This is a genomic window from Paenibacillus glucanolyticus, from assembly GCF_037333485.1.
GTDB lineage: Bacteria > Bacillota > Bacilli > Paenibacillales > Paenibacillaceae > Paenibacillus_AQ > Paenibacillus_AQ glucanolyticus.
In genome coordinates this window covers 1,334,672-1,349,606 of sequence record NZ_CP147845.1, presented here as the reverse complement: position 1 = coordinate 1,349,606, position 14,935 = coordinate 1,334,672, and the positions used below count along the sequence as shown (strand labels likewise).

Below are 14,935 nucleotides of genomic sequence, written 5' to 3'. Positions count from 1 at the left end.
CTCCCTTTCACCAATTTTATCCAATATAGCACAGGATAGCAGTAAAGTTAACTACCCTCCTAAACTTCTCAACCTACGATCTATCTCATCTAGTTCATCTCTTAAAGTCCTGGCCTCTCCATTACTCCAGAGTGAATTCCACCCTGATAACCGTACTAAATTTGCATACAAGTGAAGATCCCCCTGCGTTGATATGTCAATATTTGCGTAGCTACTGGTTACGCTAAAGGTATTGTCAGATGGATCATAGAACAAAAAAGAGTTTATACCATTTGCAGTAAACCGGATCACTGGAGAAAGTCTTTCAACAGGGCTGTATATTTGTATGGCGTTATCGCCACTCTTATACGCCCCGAACATATTATCTGTATTACTCATCTCCACAAATGGGAAGGAGCCGTAACTGGTGGCGATGTACGAGCCGAATATTTCTACGGACTCGATGAGACCAGCCACAATATGACCAAGATTCGCTGAAATGGCAGACAGCTCATTCACTGTAATCTTATCCGCCGTAACTGCGCCAGCTTGAATCTTTTCTGCCGTAATTGAGTTAGCTTTAAGATTCTTCGTCTCTATGCTGTTGGCCCGAATGTTATTGGCATCCAGATTACCATTCACGAGAAATTCCAAATCCTTTGCCATCTTGGCCACTGTATTTGCCAAGTCTTTAACATATGACAATACTTGCCCAATGTCCTGTGTGTTAGGTGGTGCACTAATCCGAGGGGTATCACTCCATAAGGCCATGAAATTAACCTCCTAATAAAGCGGCAGCTGCCGTGTTTGTCTTGTGAACTCATGTATCCTAGCCCAGCCAGTACCGGAGAATCTTACACGGATCCAATTTTCACGTGCGAACTTGGATACCGGTATGATGACCCTCCGTACTTGTGGCGAACTGCTGCCGGAAATCGACTGAACCAGAGTCCAATCCTCACCGCTAATTGAAGGTGAGAGATGGATATCCATGTTCCCGGTCAACTCTACGACCATCCAGAGTTTATACCAACGCATCTTCTGAGCGATAGAACCGCCATTAAAAGGCTTCGTTGTAGCCGACCACCGAATAGGACTCCCTACATCTGTCGAGCCCTCCAATCGTAGAACACGGCCGTATGCATCCCCGATGTATAGTTGATTTTGCATGGACGTAAACTGCATCGCATGAATGCCTCTCCAGATGCTCCACGCCTGTACGCCTGGTCTCGGATCATAGACCAGCATTCTATCGGGCGATAGGTTGAAATATAGCTTCGTACCGTCCGAACCAGCTACACTCATATCAGTGACCCCTGTCACAAACTTCCCAATGATATCCGAAAAGGATTTATTCGGCAGTACACCTCCGCCATATTCGAATATTCCAACCTTGTGCATGAAGCGCATAAACCCTTCTTGGGTAATGGCGCTCTTATGATTGGATACACCCATATCTTCGGTAATTAGTTTGGTTGTGAAGTCTTCAGGAAGCGCCCCATATAATTCATGAAGACTGTTCGGCATGCCAATCGTCAGTTTGGTCAGGCTCCCAGTCAGCATATTGATCTGCTCGCCTCGCGTAGATTCCATTTGTCGCCTATAGCTATCATCTTTGTTCCCCGTAAACTTATCCCATCGATCAGGTTGATCCAGTGCACAAGCCCATAGCTCATTATCCACCGCACACCAGAGACGGTTCTGGTATGTGGTCATGTACTTCCCATTGGAAGGGGCTCCGCTCAAGTTTGACACGGTGCTTCCATCGTATTTCTTCACCGGATCCACACCGTTACAGCCAATCAGGTTCACGTCTGAAAGATTTCCCTGGAAGTTTGTAAAGGACCAATCGGCCCATGTACTCAGTCCGCTGGCCAGCGTAGTCCAAAACCCTCCGTTCCAGCGTCTCCAAGAGCCATCATTGAATACTGCATGCAACTCCCGATCTTTCCACACGCCCATTCCGAGGACCCTTGATCCAAATGAACCGAGAACAGAATAACCCGGTCTCGTCGAAACGGCCGGGTAATCGTCACTAGTCATATTCTCCATATCTGTGAAAAAGTTATCCGGGATAGATAGAGCATCAAACGAATTCAAGCCCTTAAAATCCCGGATGGGGATCGGCTGCGATAGCCCGGGAAGGGCTTGATAGTTCGGCTGATTATATTGAACAGGCTTCATTCCGAATCACCTGCTTGATAATTTTGTGCTGCAACATTCCATGCAGCCTTGTACTGACTCTCAAAATTGGCCGCCTTTACGCTATCGTCCTGAGTGTGGGCCAGATAGGCAGCCAGTGCAGGAACATAGGTCCAGTGATACTCTTCCGGTGCGTCTGGTACCGCAGCTAAATTGGCCGGAACAAAAACAGTCGCTCCAATCCGGCGATATCGCAAAAATCCCTGCAGATCCGTATAGGGTGCAGGGAATAAAGAAAGCGTATGGGTTTGGTCATCAAAGGAGTAAGCATTCTGCGCAGGCGTAACATCCTCCCGATCCAGGCTTTGATATTGGAACATCCCCACCAAGAGCTTATCGATATTCTTCAGCCGAACATCTGGTGGAAGCGCGTAATCCGATTGGGCCGCTGCACAGGAGAACCGAGCAATCTTGGGTATCTTCACCACATTGAAGAAATCCTGGTTGATGGCGTTCAGCTGCAAAACCTTATCTGCAGATGAGACCTCATTCGGAACAAGAATATCTGCCTGTTTGACGATCTCTCCTATATTCATGTTTAACCTCCAGTCATAAAGACACTCCTTAAATGTGCATTTTCACAAGTACATCCATTTTTTTATCAAGGTACTACCTCGCGGTTCTCGTTAATCTTTTTTCTTTAGAAATGATTTTTCGACAAAGTAGAAGGATAAAGCAGCCCAAGCAATTGATAAAGCAGTGCCAATCATGATTAGTAAAACAAATTTTGTTTCTGCTGTATATTTTATATTTCTGAGTAGAGCATTGCCAATGGGAAGGTGCCACAAGTATATGCCATAACTTGTTGCTCCCAAGAAAACCATAATTCGTGTGGAGAAGAATTTGCTTAGCAAATTTTCACTATTACATAATGACCATATAACTAAAACGGCACCTAAACTAACAAATCCACTAAGAGTTAATAAAGGAAGATAACCCAAAAGATTATGACCTTTCCAATATGCAGTCCCTCCTATATCGGAAACAAACCACATCATGAATAATATTAACAAGATACCTAAGTATCCACTCCACATCGAAAAGCGGTTATTACTAGATCCTTGATATTGTCTGTTAACAAAAATAGAAGCGGCTGCCATTCCTATTCCAAACTGATGGATAACTGAAGGTAACTGGCGCAAATAAAATTGTCTAACGGTATGATCCTCTATTCCATCTGTTAAATTGATCATGTACACCTTATATACCGTAGCTACAATGATCATTATTATCAAACTAAATATCCACTTGTTACCAACAAAAAAACGATAAATAAATGGCAATAAAATATAGAATTGAATCTCGAGACAAAGGGTCCATAATACACCGTTAATTTTTGCTGAGTCTATAAAGAATCCTTGCAAGAAGAACAAGTGTTGAAACAAGTCGTCAAGGTTCTCAACCTTAACTAAAAACGATATGTGAAACAATGTAAGTAAGACGAATAAATTCAGATAATAGGCTGGGAGTATTCTCAAAAATCTCCGTTTAAAATATTTCCTGTAATCAACTTTTTTCTTTTCGTTATGCGCTTTTGCAAATTGTAAAAAAAGCAAAAACCCACTAATAGTAAAAAATATATCAACGCCAATCCAGCCGGTTTCAAAGAACCACGGAAAGATTGGCGGTTGATATCCTGATAGGGATTGGAAATGGAATAAGAGCACAATTAGTGCTGCTATCGCTCTCAAACCATCGATGCCCGTTATATAATTATTCTTCATTATGACTCCCCTTTTATGTACATTCAGGTACAAATTATGACAGGAGTCGATAAATCTTTCAACCAAATATTAACTGATAACTGCTAATTTCCGAGTTACACCACCAGAATCTTTTATAGTGACATACCCAGTAATCGCGGCATCCGCGGTTGATGTATGAGTTCCCATCCTTATAAGTCCATTTCCTTTCGGAGCAAGAGAGATGTCAATATCCGTTGACCCCCCCTTTGCTTCAACGGCTACTCTACCTCCTGTTACGAAGCTAAGAGTGATAAAGTCAAATCCAAAATTACAACCAATTGTTAATTGGGTCGGATTTGCAATACTAGCCGTATTAAGAGGTGTCGTAGTATTAGTAGTGCTACATCCGATATAAATAGTATTGTTACTTTCATTCCGAAATCCCGTAGCGGAGTCTTTAACAACACATGCAATATAGCGTGTATTGTTAATCCCCGAACCACTTCGAAATCCGTACAGAGCACTATTTATTACTACAATCTGAGATATTGAAGAATTGTTACTAGCCCCATCTGCGTTCCCTGAATTTAGAACGCCGACATAGCAATCTTCTATAACCCCTCCAGTTATAGAAACATCAGGACTTCCAATTTCAACGCCAACTACCCCGGTGTCTATGGAGTCTTTACTCTTGATATAGAAGTTTGATAATGAACTTCTTCTCCCCCAATATTCCGCTCCCACAGAAAGTGAAAGGGTCCGAAACCTAATGCCAATTTGAGAAACATCGGAACGACCAACGTTTACAACCTGAACACCAGATGCATCCACGATTCCACGGATATCTAAGCCGGTTTGGCCGTCTAAATTAGACCTCACGCCAAAGGTGTCGACGTATATCCCCTTAAGTGTGATCCCCCTAGTTTCAATTATCGTGCTTCTATTTTTTATATCAATCCCATCAGCACCAGTATAATAAGTGTGTATGTTTTCTATCACAACATCCTGAAGCGCCCCGTTCTCCATTCCTATACCATAGCTACCGACATGGTGGATGTTCAGGTTACGAAGTCGTGACCCAGTTATTACAGAATCATTATTATTTTCAACGAGACATTGGAAAATCCCGTGTCCTGCTCCTGCTGAAACCCATTGTCCGTCTATTTCTAAGTCGCTAATAGTTGTATTACTTCCATTTGCTAAAAATATAGATGTTAATTCAGGCGGTGTTTTTAATATTGTTACGCCAATTCCAGATCCCATAAGAGAGACCCCATTTCGTAACACTAAGCAACCAGTATTGGTATCGATCGACACCCCGTAATTCCAAAGCGTCAGTCCTAAAGTTGAGGCTTCTAATTTGTAGGTTCCAGGAGGCAAGGAGACGATACCGCCCCCATTTGCGTAAGCCTCATCTATTGCAGCTTGAATAGCTGTCGTGCTGTTATTTGTCCCATTAGGGTCAGCCCCATATTCTACGACATTATAGACTCGTGGTGTATGCACCTTAAGCTCAGCAAGACTCTTTACAGTCGAATCTAGAGAAACCTTATCGATAGCACTCATCAATCCGCTTACAGTCTCTGTTGCCTCGGGGATCGGATCGCTCCCATCTCCTGTATGCTCAATGCCATGTATGCCAGGTGTGGCTGTTCCGGTAGCTGTAACTCTTACTCTCTTATTAACCGGATCAGGTGTGACTGTGATACCGACTCCAGCCTCAATATTTATGGTGTCTTCCTTTACGGACGCCGATATACCGTTTATAGTCGAGAACGCATTCTGATTCACTTCAGCACCTGGCTCGATTCCATTTAGCTTAGCTTGATCGCTCCCAGATATGAACCCTGCATTTCCACCCGAAACAGCTAACGCATGAGCGGATCCACCAGTACCGATGTGAGCGGATAGCTTAGAATCGGAATACTCCTTCGCATTCTGCTCCGCCTTGTCCGCTTTTAGCTGCGCACCGCCTGGTGTTTCCCACTGTGGGTGTCCTTGCTCCGCGATATCTTCACTTGTATCACGCCAAGGGAACCTACTTCTCATAGTCTCACCATCTTTCGTTTATCGAATATCGCTCCCAGCCTGAATTAGCTGATTGGTAATCACTCAGGAGCTGCTGATACTTGGCGTCAAATTCCTGAGCATCCCTTCCGCTGGTGATCTCTCGCAAGACCCCATAAACCAGAACCATGTCGTAATCCGGATCGAAAGCAGTAGGCCCATTCATATCCGTTAAACTCAGTTCAGGTAGAACCGGAGTATGAAACACTTTCAACCCCATCACGCAATCCTCTTCTGGATTCGGAACCAGTCCCAGTACACCCGCCTGGAAATAATAGTAGGGCTTGATGGATCTCTGGTTAAACTGCCGCAAGGGGATCCTCCGCCACTCTCCGTCCCACATAATATCAACGTCCACCACGTTACCTGGAGGGCAGGGTAGAATGTATTGTGCTTGACCAGCCCTGAGATCAATACCGGTGCACACCGTATCAGACTGCTGCTGTGCACCGCCTGGCTGCCGGATTAATCGATCACGGACTTGAGTTACCTTCCGCACAATAGAAGCGGGAGAAAGGAAGTTAGGCGCCTTCTCAGCGATCTCCTCAACCACATCTCTCAGCAGCATACCTCTCCACCCCTTTTATAGATTGAAATCACTAGGTCGTGATCACTCCGGCTGTGCGAAGCTTGGCTAGTAGCGCATTAAAATCTGCTACAAGTCCAGCAACGTCCGTAGCGGTGCTATTCGCTTGCGCGGGTGCTTTAGTTCCTGTCAGCTTGGCATCAAGTGCAGCCTGCAGGCCTGTGATGTTTGCCACAGCATGAGTATGGTTTCCGGCAGCTGCTGTACTGGCTGTAGTTCCGATCGTTGGTGGGAAGGTAGAAGGCTTTCCAGACACATCTCCCCAGGCTACCGTCACAGGTCCTCCGCCTCCTCCGATGTCGATCGGATTTCCTTCCTCGTCCAGAAACACGATATAACTCGGATACCTTCCGTGAGGCAGACTCGGGGCATCTGCAGCAGGGATAACTTGATAGAAATCAGGCATTCTCGTGTTTGGTATCTGCATCATTATCACCTCGGTTATTAGATTGCGGTTTGTTCAGCTCGTTAAGCAGTTGTTCCAGTAATTCATTCGTGCGCTTCTGTTCGGCATAGATGCCGTTCAGCGCATCTAGTTCATCCCTGTACACAAGCATCACCACTTGTAAGTTCCGGATAATCGATATACTTCACCTGGATCCACGGGATGAAGGTCTGCTTTCCTTGGTAATTGGATATCACAACTCCAAATTCATCGACAGTATGAAGGGTACGGTTATCTGCAGCATTACCGTCTTTCGTCCAGACCGTTACCTTACTACCGATATGATCAACAATGTTGGGATTCATGGTTCATCACCTTTCATTAATTTCTTGGTGGTAGTGTTCGTTAATAAAGGCGGGAGCTCCTAGGCCCCCGCCATCTGATTATTGTACTTCGTGACCGTAAATGAAGGAGTAGTTGATAAAACCATACCCCCATCTGCCGATTGCTTTATGCTTGGACACCTCAGTATCAAAGTCGGTCATCGTGCCGTTATCTACCTTACGGCGCCATTGCCAGGTATTGAACTCTTTCAATCTTGCCGAGTCCGCAGCGAACCAGTTTTTACGCTTCGAAGGATTGATGAACGGATTAACAATCACTTTGATGTGCCCCTGATACATGTTCGCATCAAAGTGATTGCTACCAGGCTCGTAGGATGGCAGATCTTTGTCTGGAAGCCCGGCAATCTTGAAAGCGGCACGGGCATTGTACGGAGCGACAATCAGAGTATCCGGAATAACAGCCATCGGGTTCCCTTTGTCATCGACCCATTCCTGCATGGCCACAGCCGTTTCATCCCAGGAGTCAATCGTCAAAGGTTTGTCGCCTTTGTTAGACTGCACATCCTTACTATTTTTCGGGCTGTATGGATGTGCATCGGATACCAGTGGTTTACCGTCCGGACCAATATATGAGTCCGTCCGCCCGCGCCAGTTTGGACCTTTAGCAACAAAGGCATTATTCAAGAACTCCACCGCTTGAAGCTGCTGCGTCTTATATACAGCATCTGCCAGGGATGTGATCCGGCGCTTGATCTCGGTTAGTTTCAGATCATCGATGAAGTCGCGTTCGATAATACGGCCATCTGAGAACTTACGGTTCTTGACAACCTTCTCCCACAACTGATCGATGTCTTCATAAAATACCTGGTTGTTCGAATGGCCCCATTCTTCCATCAAGCCCTCGCCGCCAGCGCCAGCATAGGACTCTCGATCCTTCGTCGAATTGGTTACGTTATACATCAAAGGAATGTAGTCCTTCTTATCCTTCATAGCCAAGGAATACAATTCCTTATAGATTGGTTCAAGGACTTTCGGGTCCCATTTAAGTTTTGTTTGCATAGTGTAATCCTCCTAATCTCTTATGATAGTATCGCTTAAGAAAACTGGCGGTTCTTGACCTTAACCCGCGCAGTCCCCTTATTCGAATTAATAGATAGCACCGAAACGGCCCCACCGGTTACCGTGGCTGCATTGATCGACAAGCCGTCGGCAGCCAATACGACACCGGCGACACCAGAAACAAAACCAGCTGCAGGCGTACCAGAATAAGCGGCCTCATACCAGTCGCCCTCACGTGCCAAGATGATCTCTGTTTCTTTGTCGGTACCAGCTTCAACATTTGAGGTCAGGAAACCGGCAATCGGATCCGTAGGTGCAGCCTTAGTGACTCTTCCGGAAACGATCTTGACTGCTTCTCCTGCATAACCCGCCTCGTTATCGGTCATCAGGAATTCCGTGATTCTCGTGGGATCCTTACCATAATCGTTGTATACATAGCTGAATCCTTGCGGCATTGTGTACCGCCTCCTTATCGTTTAAAGTTTTTGGAGTATTTCTTAGCCCTTGAAGGGTCAAGATCAAACATACTGAACGCATCGGCCAATTCTTGCGGCACCTCCGGCTCTAAATCCGCCGGCGTTTTCGTCTCCACCATGGCCCGTTTATTCAGGCGTTGGTTACGAAGCACAGATTGTTCTGTTCGCTTGCGCTCCTCGGCTACCAAGCTATCCCGGTGCACCAATTCATACGCATCGATCGGATCGTATCCACGCTCAAGCCTTGAATGCATTTCTGGCGTTAACCACGGCGCTGTTCCCCCGTCCGGATTGACTTGATCAGCCAGCTGCGGATATTTACGGAAGAGGTCTTCCCAGCCTTGCAGAAGCTGCTGCTGAGTTTGTTCCTGCTGCCGAAGCTGCTGTTCTTGCTCACTGCGTTGGATAACATCTTTGGCCTGTCTGATCAGCGGATGATTGTCCAGGTATTTCTCCATGGAATCTGGATCAATTCCAGCATCCTCCGCCTCTTGGCGAAGATGGGCTTTGAGCTGATCGAATTGATGTTGCTGTTGCTGGACTGCTTCCTGTTCGATCTTGTCTAGGTTAGCAATCAGATCGGCGTGATCCTTATACCCTTGATGACGGGCTAGTCGATCCAGTGCCGTTTCATATTGCTTCGCCCGACCCTCGATCTTGTCGTAATTCAGGCCCTTCCGAGCTCGAGACTCAAGCTCTTCCTCGGGGATTAGGACATCCTGGCCGTTATACTTCACGATGAGGCCCTTTGGCTCTTTGGGTTGACCGTTTTCGCCGTCTATGGCTGGATCAGCTTCCTCGTCGTCCAATTCATCCTGGGGATCCTCGTCGTCGCCTTCTTCCGATTCGGGCTCCGGATACTGAAGATCGAACGCCTCGTAAATACTTCTCATTTCCTGTTCCTGCTCGTCAGCCTGTGGGTGGGCAGACTCGACTTGCTCACCTGGGTTGGTGGATGGGTCATTTACATCAAGCATGGGTTATCCTCCTATTCCGCTATGGGTGGCGGCAGAAATTAATAGGCCAGGGGATTCTCACCGCTGGCCAGGACGCATAAGGTCATTGGCGACCTTTGCGGCTTCAAGATTCATTTTTTGCTGCTGGATTGTTTGGTCGAAAGCTTGCTTCTGCTGATCGTTTTGCTGGATCGTGCCTTGCAATTCGGAAACCTGCTGTTGAAGCACTTGGTTTTCCTGCATCGCTTGCTGAGCCTGTTGCATTTGTTGCTGCATCTGTTGCTCACGCTGTGCAGCCTCTTCAATTCGAGCTCGAATGACATCCATCGGCTCCATACGGCCGGTTTGAATGACATAGGCAACAGCCTCCGCGTCAGCCATCGGAAGCTTGGTTATCGGATCCACCATATTGATGAGATTGAACACAAGCTGGAGCCAATACTCGCGGTCCTGCGGCTTATCGACTCCGATATGAACGGTAATGTCGAACTCAGGTAAATACTCCTCTTTAACCGGAAGTACCGTTTCGCCTGTATCAAACTCAGAAGCGGCTTGGGACATGATGGCATCCCGACTCATAGCCACGGCCCGACCTGTCACACGGGCAATGCGCTCATCCGTATAGAACTGAGCGATCAACTCAATGTACTGCGCAAAGACTTCCTCCAGCGCTTCCTGGATCATGTCCGACACAGTATTGAGTCGGGTTCCTGCGGCAGCCATGAGCGCCTTGGCCTGTTCACCTGATTTGACGTTAGGGTTGGCAGCCCCATTGGCACTGTCGAACTGACCCGGGATCTTCTGCAACATGTCGTCGTAGTACTGGAGTAAATTAAATAAGCTGCCTGGGACATTAATCCCTTGCAGCTCTTTGACATCGTTTAATCGACCCTGTGCTACAGGCAACATACCCCCAGGCTGACTGCGACGCTCCTGCCAAGTCTGGGGTTTCGTAATCGCCCCTTCTTCGTACATCACACCGCCGTTCCCCTGCCTTGCCATCGTCTCCACGGCAATCTCCGCATACTTATTCTTCATGATCTGGGGCTTTATCATGTCACGCATAAAGCCTTTTCCCCATAAGCTGCCTTCGTCCGGATACAATGTCCGGGCAACGAATGGGTAATTTCCATGGTCATACATGTAGGCTTTATGTTCCAGGAACACGCCGGACGTGCTGACATAGATGCAGTGCACGCCGTCCATACGCCCCTCAGCTTTGGCAATGTATTCAGCCGGATCAATTCCTTCCGCAAGTTTCTCCGCGGCCATCTCCGTGAACAGATCGTTATCCTCCCGACTCACCATCTTAGGAAGACCTCGGTACCAGTATTCGATAAGACCGGCTGTCTGGCGCTGATCGGACGTCCGCTTGTAGTCCCCTTCACCATAATCATTGGAGAATACATCGTCATCCGGATTGTTGTCCGGCTCAACCTTTGCCCCTTGTTCTGGCCAGCGCTCCTGAAAATACTCCATAGTGCAGGTTGTCTTGACGATGATAGCCCCCATATCCTGCAGGTAGATGAAATCTCGAATACGCGGATCCGGGAAGAAGCTGCCGAGATCCACCGGCAGGATATCGTTACGGCCTTTGTATCTGTGCATGCCGCGGCCGCCCTCGACGGTCGGATCGAATACCGTCTTATAGATCAGCGGGCCATGAATGACCATGCGCCGGATCGCCCGGACATGTTTGGATTTAAACTTGATGGCTCTTAGCTCATTCGGCATATAGTCGTTTAAATCACGGGCCTTCTCTTTGTCCGACTCTTCGACGGGAGCAAAGTCCGGATAGGGCATCCAGCCCGTAAGCTTACCGACAATCGCCTCGATCTGCGAGAAGGTGATATTCTCAACCGCATTGGGTCGCAACCGACTAGCCGCCTCGCTACGAAGCCCATACCAATGATCGCCCATGTAAAACCGCTGTTCTTCTTGCCAATACTTCTCGATAGGCTGTCGAGCGGCCTTGTATACGTTGTAATCCTCCATGACCATGTCGTAGAGTTGCTGCTGCTCCGGGGTGTTGGGTTCCACCGTTTCAGTCTTGGCGGTCGCTTCGGTGAAGACGCCCTTGAACTTATCAAGAAGTGAACTCATTGTGCATCATCCTCCAAGTCCGGAACGTCATACCAGCTCATCGGCTTACGGCCTTCTTGCAGCACCGGTTCTGGAGGGCGTTCGATGCGTTCTCGATATGCCAGGTAGGTTTCACTGTCCCTGAACATCAGCCGATCTGTCAGCTCTTTAATCCTGTCATTCTTGTATTGAAGCTCCTTGAAGAGCAAAACAACCGGTGGGACAAAGGCGATTAACGCTATAAACAGGACAGCCCAGGTCTCCATAAAGCTCACTTCCTCTCATGTATAAATGCTGTATATCGTAAGGAGTACGAATAAACTAAAATCCCTCAACCATGCGGCTTTTCGGCTTTCTGCATACGCTATGCATAAACGCCTTCAAGCACAAAACAAACAAACCCTTATGTATCAAGGGTCTGCGGTAACAGACTATTTCACAAAATCTTGTGTTTTGTACACATGTCCTGCATAAACACTGCATAATGGAATCTACCAGAAACCTTCGACTTCTGGCATATCGTCGTCATCGTCATCGAAGTCCTGACGGCGGTCTTTCAGCTCGTCCGGATTAGCTGACCAGGCTCCAGTTGCTTTGCTAGGAGTGTGCCTGCTCATGCACCAATATCGCAATGCATCTGGTATGTGATCCAATGGATGCGCGGCAACGTCCTCCACATGACGATCATCGTGGACCATTGCGGGTATCGCCTCGATCGCCTTTATGCACGTGCTGAAAATCTTAAGCTTAGTAGCTTTGTAAGAATTCCCTGTCACATGGTCAATCGCATCATAGACATGCAGCCATTCCCTCATGCGTTTCCAACCGTTTACGCGTTCCTTCTTAGCCTGGATCAAGGGTACATTCTTCTGTGCGAATATCTCTGCTGGTGTGATGCGCTCCGTTTTGGATTTATTCCAGAAGCTCGTATCCGCTACATTATATTCGTACTCTTCTGTGACCGGACTATTTAACCGGACAAGCTCCACCTGCTCAGATGTAAGCAGCTTCGTTTTAGCCAACTCCCGATAAAGGTACGCTGTCCCGTCTGGAGCCAAGGCGATCCATAAACATACAAAGGGATCCGTATAGCCTTCGTCCAATGCTCGGAACTTCTCCCATTCCTGGGGGATGTCGAAAGGCTCCACAACATGGATAGGCCGGCTAAACTCACCGAAGTACTGACCGGCAAACGTATCCCAATCCCCGTCAAGGAGTTGCTTTCGTTCCTGTTCAGGCAGCTGCATGAGTCGCACGATATAGTTTGGATCTGCTTCCAGCAGCGCCGGGTTATCTTGTACCTTGGCCGGAATGAAGATGCGTCGAGAGATAACCGGCTCCCTGGTATCCGGGTGAACCAGCGGATCCCCTTGATCATCTGTTTCCTGAACTTCATGTACCTTTTCCCATTCACCGATATCGATGAAACGCTTCTTCACCCACGCATGTCCTATGCTGCCTGGGTTGGTCGTTGACTTTACATACCTCGGGTACGGCGTGGACCCCCGAAGCCGGGACAGCATGAAGGTATACCATCCTTCTTCAAAGTGCGTCAGCTCTTCCCAGCGAATGACGTCATACTCAGCACCTGCATAATTGGCTTTGTGCATGTCAGAATCAAAATAGGCCAATTCGATAACTGACCCATTGGTGAATAGCCATTCATGTTTTGATTGGTTGTACTTCCCGAGCTCCTTGGGGTAGACCACAATCGTCCGGGCGATAATGGAACGCTGCAGATCGGGGAAGGTTCTCCGGAAGATAATCTGACGGCTGCCTGGATACTGCAGGGCGTATTTCAAGGCGTCCCATATCGTGGCTTCTGACTTGCCGCCGCCGGCAGCTCCACCGTAAAGCAGCTCATCGACATCGTTTGTCTGGTGATAGACCTGCTGTCGGGGCTGCGGCTTGTAGGGGATTACAATACGGTTACTCATCGTTCGTCATCCCCTTATCGAATATCACCTGCAGGGCTCCGCCGTCTTTACCTGTAAGCTCCATCTTGTCGTTAAACATACCAAGGTGCCGCGCCACATTCTCCAAGGCCTTATCCTGATCCCTCATCTTGATTTCAAAACCTGACTGCGTCTGCTTAACGCCGGCATACAGCATGCGGGCCTGTGGGCTTAGATCCCGAGTATCCGTGGCGTGGATCTCTCCAAAGCCTTCACCATGGCAGCGAGGGCATTTAGGGTGCGGACGTAATGTCGAATCAAAACCATAGCCACCCTCATCCGAGGGAATTGGCTTCTCCATCGCCTGGGCGATCTGTACAGCGTTTAGATACTCTTCCTCATCCACCCACTGATACGCATGGTCACGGCCAAAACAATATCGGCAGCAAATCCGGCGATGATAGATAAGATCATTCGGATCCGCATTGGCGATCGTCCACCATCGTTCCAGGACCATATCAGCCGTAATCTCAGTGCGTTCAGACCGTTTATCCATGGCCTCTTTTACAGCAGCGGCAATCTTAGGGTTCCTTAGTAACCGATGACCCTCCACACCGGCTGCGTTATCGCTCTTTACGCTATAGCCAGCGGCCTTGTATGCTCGCGTGGCATTGAGGTCAATCAGGTACTCTTCGACAAAGCGTTGCTGTTTGGCCGTCAATGCCATCGCTGTCAGCTCCTTTTTCAGAAAATCAAAATAGCACCCGTTAAGGTGCTATTTTAAAAAAACTATTATAAAAATGAAGATAATGAAAAACATTGACAATATTGATGCTATTAAGAGAGCTAGCCATATATTTAAAAGTAATGTTGTTGCAATTCCCGTACCATCTATGAAAAAGAGAGCTAACAAACTTGTAGCAGATAAAAGAAACATATAGAAAATAGATGTCATTAGCCATCCTAATATTTTCTTGTCTGTCCCTAATTGCACCAACTTATCGTAAAACTTGCTCAAATTAGAAGTTTGAAGAATAGAAACCCCTGCAATAAAAAAACCTAGTGAGGATGAACTGAGTGCAATTGATCCCATTAGTATATTGGGCAGTTGAATAAATTGTGAATAATTAACCTTAAAGGTTGTCAATAACAGTATCAACGGCGCAAGAAATAGAGATAGTTTAAGAATTATCTTTACCAAATAGACCATCTCCTTTCC

Annotated in this window: 17 protein-coding genes; all 17 read right to left on the bottom strand. The window is 47.3% G+C overall.

The annotated features are described in order from the left end of the window. Nucleotides 1–51 precede the first annotated feature (51 nt). Nucleotides 52–750: a hypothetical protein gene (locus WDY75_RS06575; protein ID WP_338841991.1), complete on the bottom strand. Its 699-nt coding sequence runs from the start codon at nt 748–750 to the stop codon at nt 52–54. A 12-nt stretch (nt 751–762) separates the two neighbouring features. After that, entirely contained in the window at nt 763–2,163 is a 1,401-nt protein-coding gene (locus WDY75_RS06570; RefSeq protein WP_338841990.1) for a hypothetical protein, read from the bottom strand. Further along, on the bottom strand, nt 2,160–2,717 hold the full coding sequence (locus tag WDY75_RS06565; protein ID WP_338841989.1) for a hypothetical protein: 558 nt from the start codon (nt 2,715–2,717) through the stop codon (nt 2,160–2,162). The genes WDY75_RS06570 and WDY75_RS06565 overlap by 4 nt, the downstream gene beginning before the upstream one ends. Before the next feature lie 90 nt (nt 2,718–2,807). Continuing rightward, the gene (locus WDY75_RS06560; RefSeq protein ID WP_338841988.1) at nt 2,808–3,905 is read right to left on the bottom strand and encodes an acyltransferase; all 1,098 of its coding nucleotides are present in this window, start codon (nt 3,903–3,905) and stop codon (nt 2,808–2,810) included. Nucleotides 3,906–3,974: 69 nt separating this feature from the next. Then, a complete protein-coding gene (locus WDY75_RS06555) occupies nt 3,975–5,915 on the bottom strand; it encodes a glycosyl hydrolase family 28-related protein (RefSeq protein WP_338841987.1) in 1,941 nt (646 codons plus the stop codon). A 4-nt stretch (nt 5,916–5,919) separates the two neighbouring features. After that, nucleotides 5,920–6,501 (bottom strand): hypothetical protein, encoded by a 582-nt coding sequence (locus WDY75_RS06550; protein WP_338841986.1) that lies wholly within the window; start codon nt 6,499–6,501, stop codon nt 5,920–5,922. A 31-nt stretch (nt 6,502–6,532) separates the two neighbouring features. Then, nucleotides 6,533–6,949: a head fiber protein gene (locus WDY75_RS06545; RefSeq protein WP_338841985.1), complete on the bottom strand. Its 417-nt coding sequence runs from the start codon at nt 6,947–6,949 to the stop codon at nt 6,533–6,535. Then, nucleotides 6,918–7,070: a hypothetical protein gene (locus WDY75_RS06540; protein ID WP_338841984.1), complete on the bottom strand. Its 153-nt coding sequence runs from the start codon at nt 7,068–7,070 to the stop codon at nt 6,918–6,920. The genes WDY75_RS06545 and WDY75_RS06540 overlap by 32 nt, the downstream gene beginning before the upstream one ends. Further along, on the bottom strand, nt 7,057–7,269 hold the full coding sequence (locus WDY75_RS06535; RefSeq protein ID WP_338841983.1) for a hypothetical protein: 213 nt from the start codon (nt 7,267–7,269) through the stop codon (nt 7,057–7,059). Before WDY75_RS06535 ends, WDY75_RS06540 begins: the two co-directional genes overlap by 14 nt. Nucleotides 7,270–7,347: 78 nt before the next feature. Further along, nucleotides 7,348–8,307, bottom strand: coding sequence for a Mu-like prophage major head subunit gpT family protein (locus tag WDY75_RS06530; RefSeq protein WP_338841982.1), 960 nt, complete (start codon nt 8,305–8,307; stop codon nt 7,348–7,350). Between the two features lie 35 nt (nt 8,308–8,342). Continuing rightward, entirely contained in the window at nt 8,343–8,762 is a 420-nt protein-coding gene (locus tag WDY75_RS06525; RefSeq protein ID WP_338841981.1) for a hypothetical protein, read from the bottom strand. 14 nt (nt 8,763–8,776) lie between these two features. Then, entirely contained in the window at nt 8,777–9,760 is a 984-nt protein-coding gene (locus WDY75_RS06520; protein ID WP_338841980.1) for a hypothetical protein, read from the bottom strand. Nucleotides 9,761–9,817: 57 nt separating this feature from the next. Beyond that, complete coding sequence (locus WDY75_RS06515) at nt 9,818–11,842, bottom strand: hypothetical protein (RefSeq protein WP_338841979.1); 2,025 nt, start codon at nt 11,840–11,842, stop codon at nt 9,818–9,820. Next, nucleotides 11,839–12,087 (bottom strand): hypothetical protein, encoded by a 249-nt coding sequence (locus WDY75_RS06510; RefSeq protein WP_338841978.1) that lies wholly within the window; start codon nt 12,085–12,087, stop codon nt 11,839–11,841. The genes WDY75_RS06515 and WDY75_RS06510 overlap by 4 nt, the downstream gene beginning before the upstream one ends. Nucleotides 12,088–12,312: 225 nt before the next feature. Next, entirely contained in the window at nt 12,313–13,758 is a 1,446-nt protein-coding gene (locus WDY75_RS06505; RefSeq protein WP_338841977.1) for a terminase large subunit domain-containing protein, read from the bottom strand. Then, the gene (locus WDY75_RS06500; protein ID WP_338841976.1) at nt 13,751–14,443 is read right to left on the bottom strand and encodes a terminase small subunit; all 693 of its coding nucleotides are present in this window, start codon (nt 14,441–14,443) and stop codon (nt 13,751–13,753) included. The genes WDY75_RS06505 and WDY75_RS06500 overlap by 8 nt, the downstream gene beginning before the upstream one ends. Nucleotides 14,444–14,491: 48 nt before the next feature. Next, the gene (locus WDY75_RS06495; RefSeq protein WP_063479158.1) at nt 14,492–14,917 is read right to left on the bottom strand and encodes a hypothetical protein; all 426 of its coding nucleotides are present in this window, start codon (nt 14,915–14,917) and stop codon (nt 14,492–14,494) included. Nucleotides 14,918–14,935 lie beyond the last annotated feature (18 nt).

Coding starts and splice junctions, on each gene's coding strand:
- WDY75_RS06575 (WP_338841991.1), bottom strand. CDS start 750: ATGGCCTTATGGAGTGATACCCCTCGGATTAGTGCACCACCTAACACA.
- WDY75_RS06570 (WP_338841990.1), bottom strand. CDS start 2,163: ATGAAGCCTGTTCAATATAATCAGCCGAACTATCAAGCCCTTCCCGGG.
- WDY75_RS06565 (WP_338841989.1), bottom strand. CDS start 2,717: ATGAATATAGGAGAGATCGTCAAACAGGCAGATATTCTTGTTCCGAAT.
- WDY75_RS06560 (WP_338841988.1), bottom strand. CDS start 3,905: ATGAAGAATAATTATATAACGGGCATCGATGGTTTGAGAGCGATAGCA.
- WDY75_RS06555 (WP_338841987.1), bottom strand. CDS start 5,915: ATGAGAAGTAGGTTCCCTTGGCGTGATACAAGTGAAGATATCGCGGAG.
- WDY75_RS06550 (WP_338841986.1), bottom strand. CDS start 6,501: ATGCTGCTGAGAGATGTGGTTGAGGAGATCGCTGAGAAGGCGCCTAAC.
- WDY75_RS06545 (WP_338841985.1), bottom strand. CDS start 6,949: ATGATGCAGATACCAAACACGAGAATGCCTGATTTCTATCAAGTTATC.
- WDY75_RS06535 (WP_338841983.1), bottom strand. CDS start 7,269: ATGAATCCCAACATTGTTGATCATATCGGTAGTAAGGTAACGGTCTGG.
- WDY75_RS06530 (WP_338841982.1), bottom strand. CDS start 8,307: ATGCAAACAAAACTTAAATGGGACCCGAAAGTCCTTGAACCAATCTAT.
- WDY75_RS06525 (WP_338841981.1), bottom strand. CDS start 8,762: ATGCCGCAAGGATTCAGCTATGTATACAACGATTATGGTAAGGATCCC.
- WDY75_RS06520 (WP_338841980.1), bottom strand. CDS start 9,760: ATGCTTGATGTAAATGACCCATCCACCAACCCAGGTGAGCAAGTCGAG.
- WDY75_RS06515 (WP_338841979.1), bottom strand. CDS start 11,842: ATGAGTTCACTTCTTGATAAGTTCAAGGGCGTCTTCACCGAAGCGACC.
- WDY75_RS06510 (WP_338841978.1), bottom strand. CDS start 12,087: ATGGAGACCTGGGCTGTCCTGTTTATAGCGTTAATCGCCTTTGTCCCA.
- WDY75_RS06505 (WP_338841977.1), bottom strand. CDS start 13,758: ATGAGTAACCGTATTGTAATCCCCTACAAGCCGCAGCCCCGACAGCAG.
- WDY75_RS06500 (WP_338841976.1), bottom strand. CDS start 14,443: ATGGCATTGACGGCCAAACAGCAACGCTTTGTCGAAGAGTACCTGATT.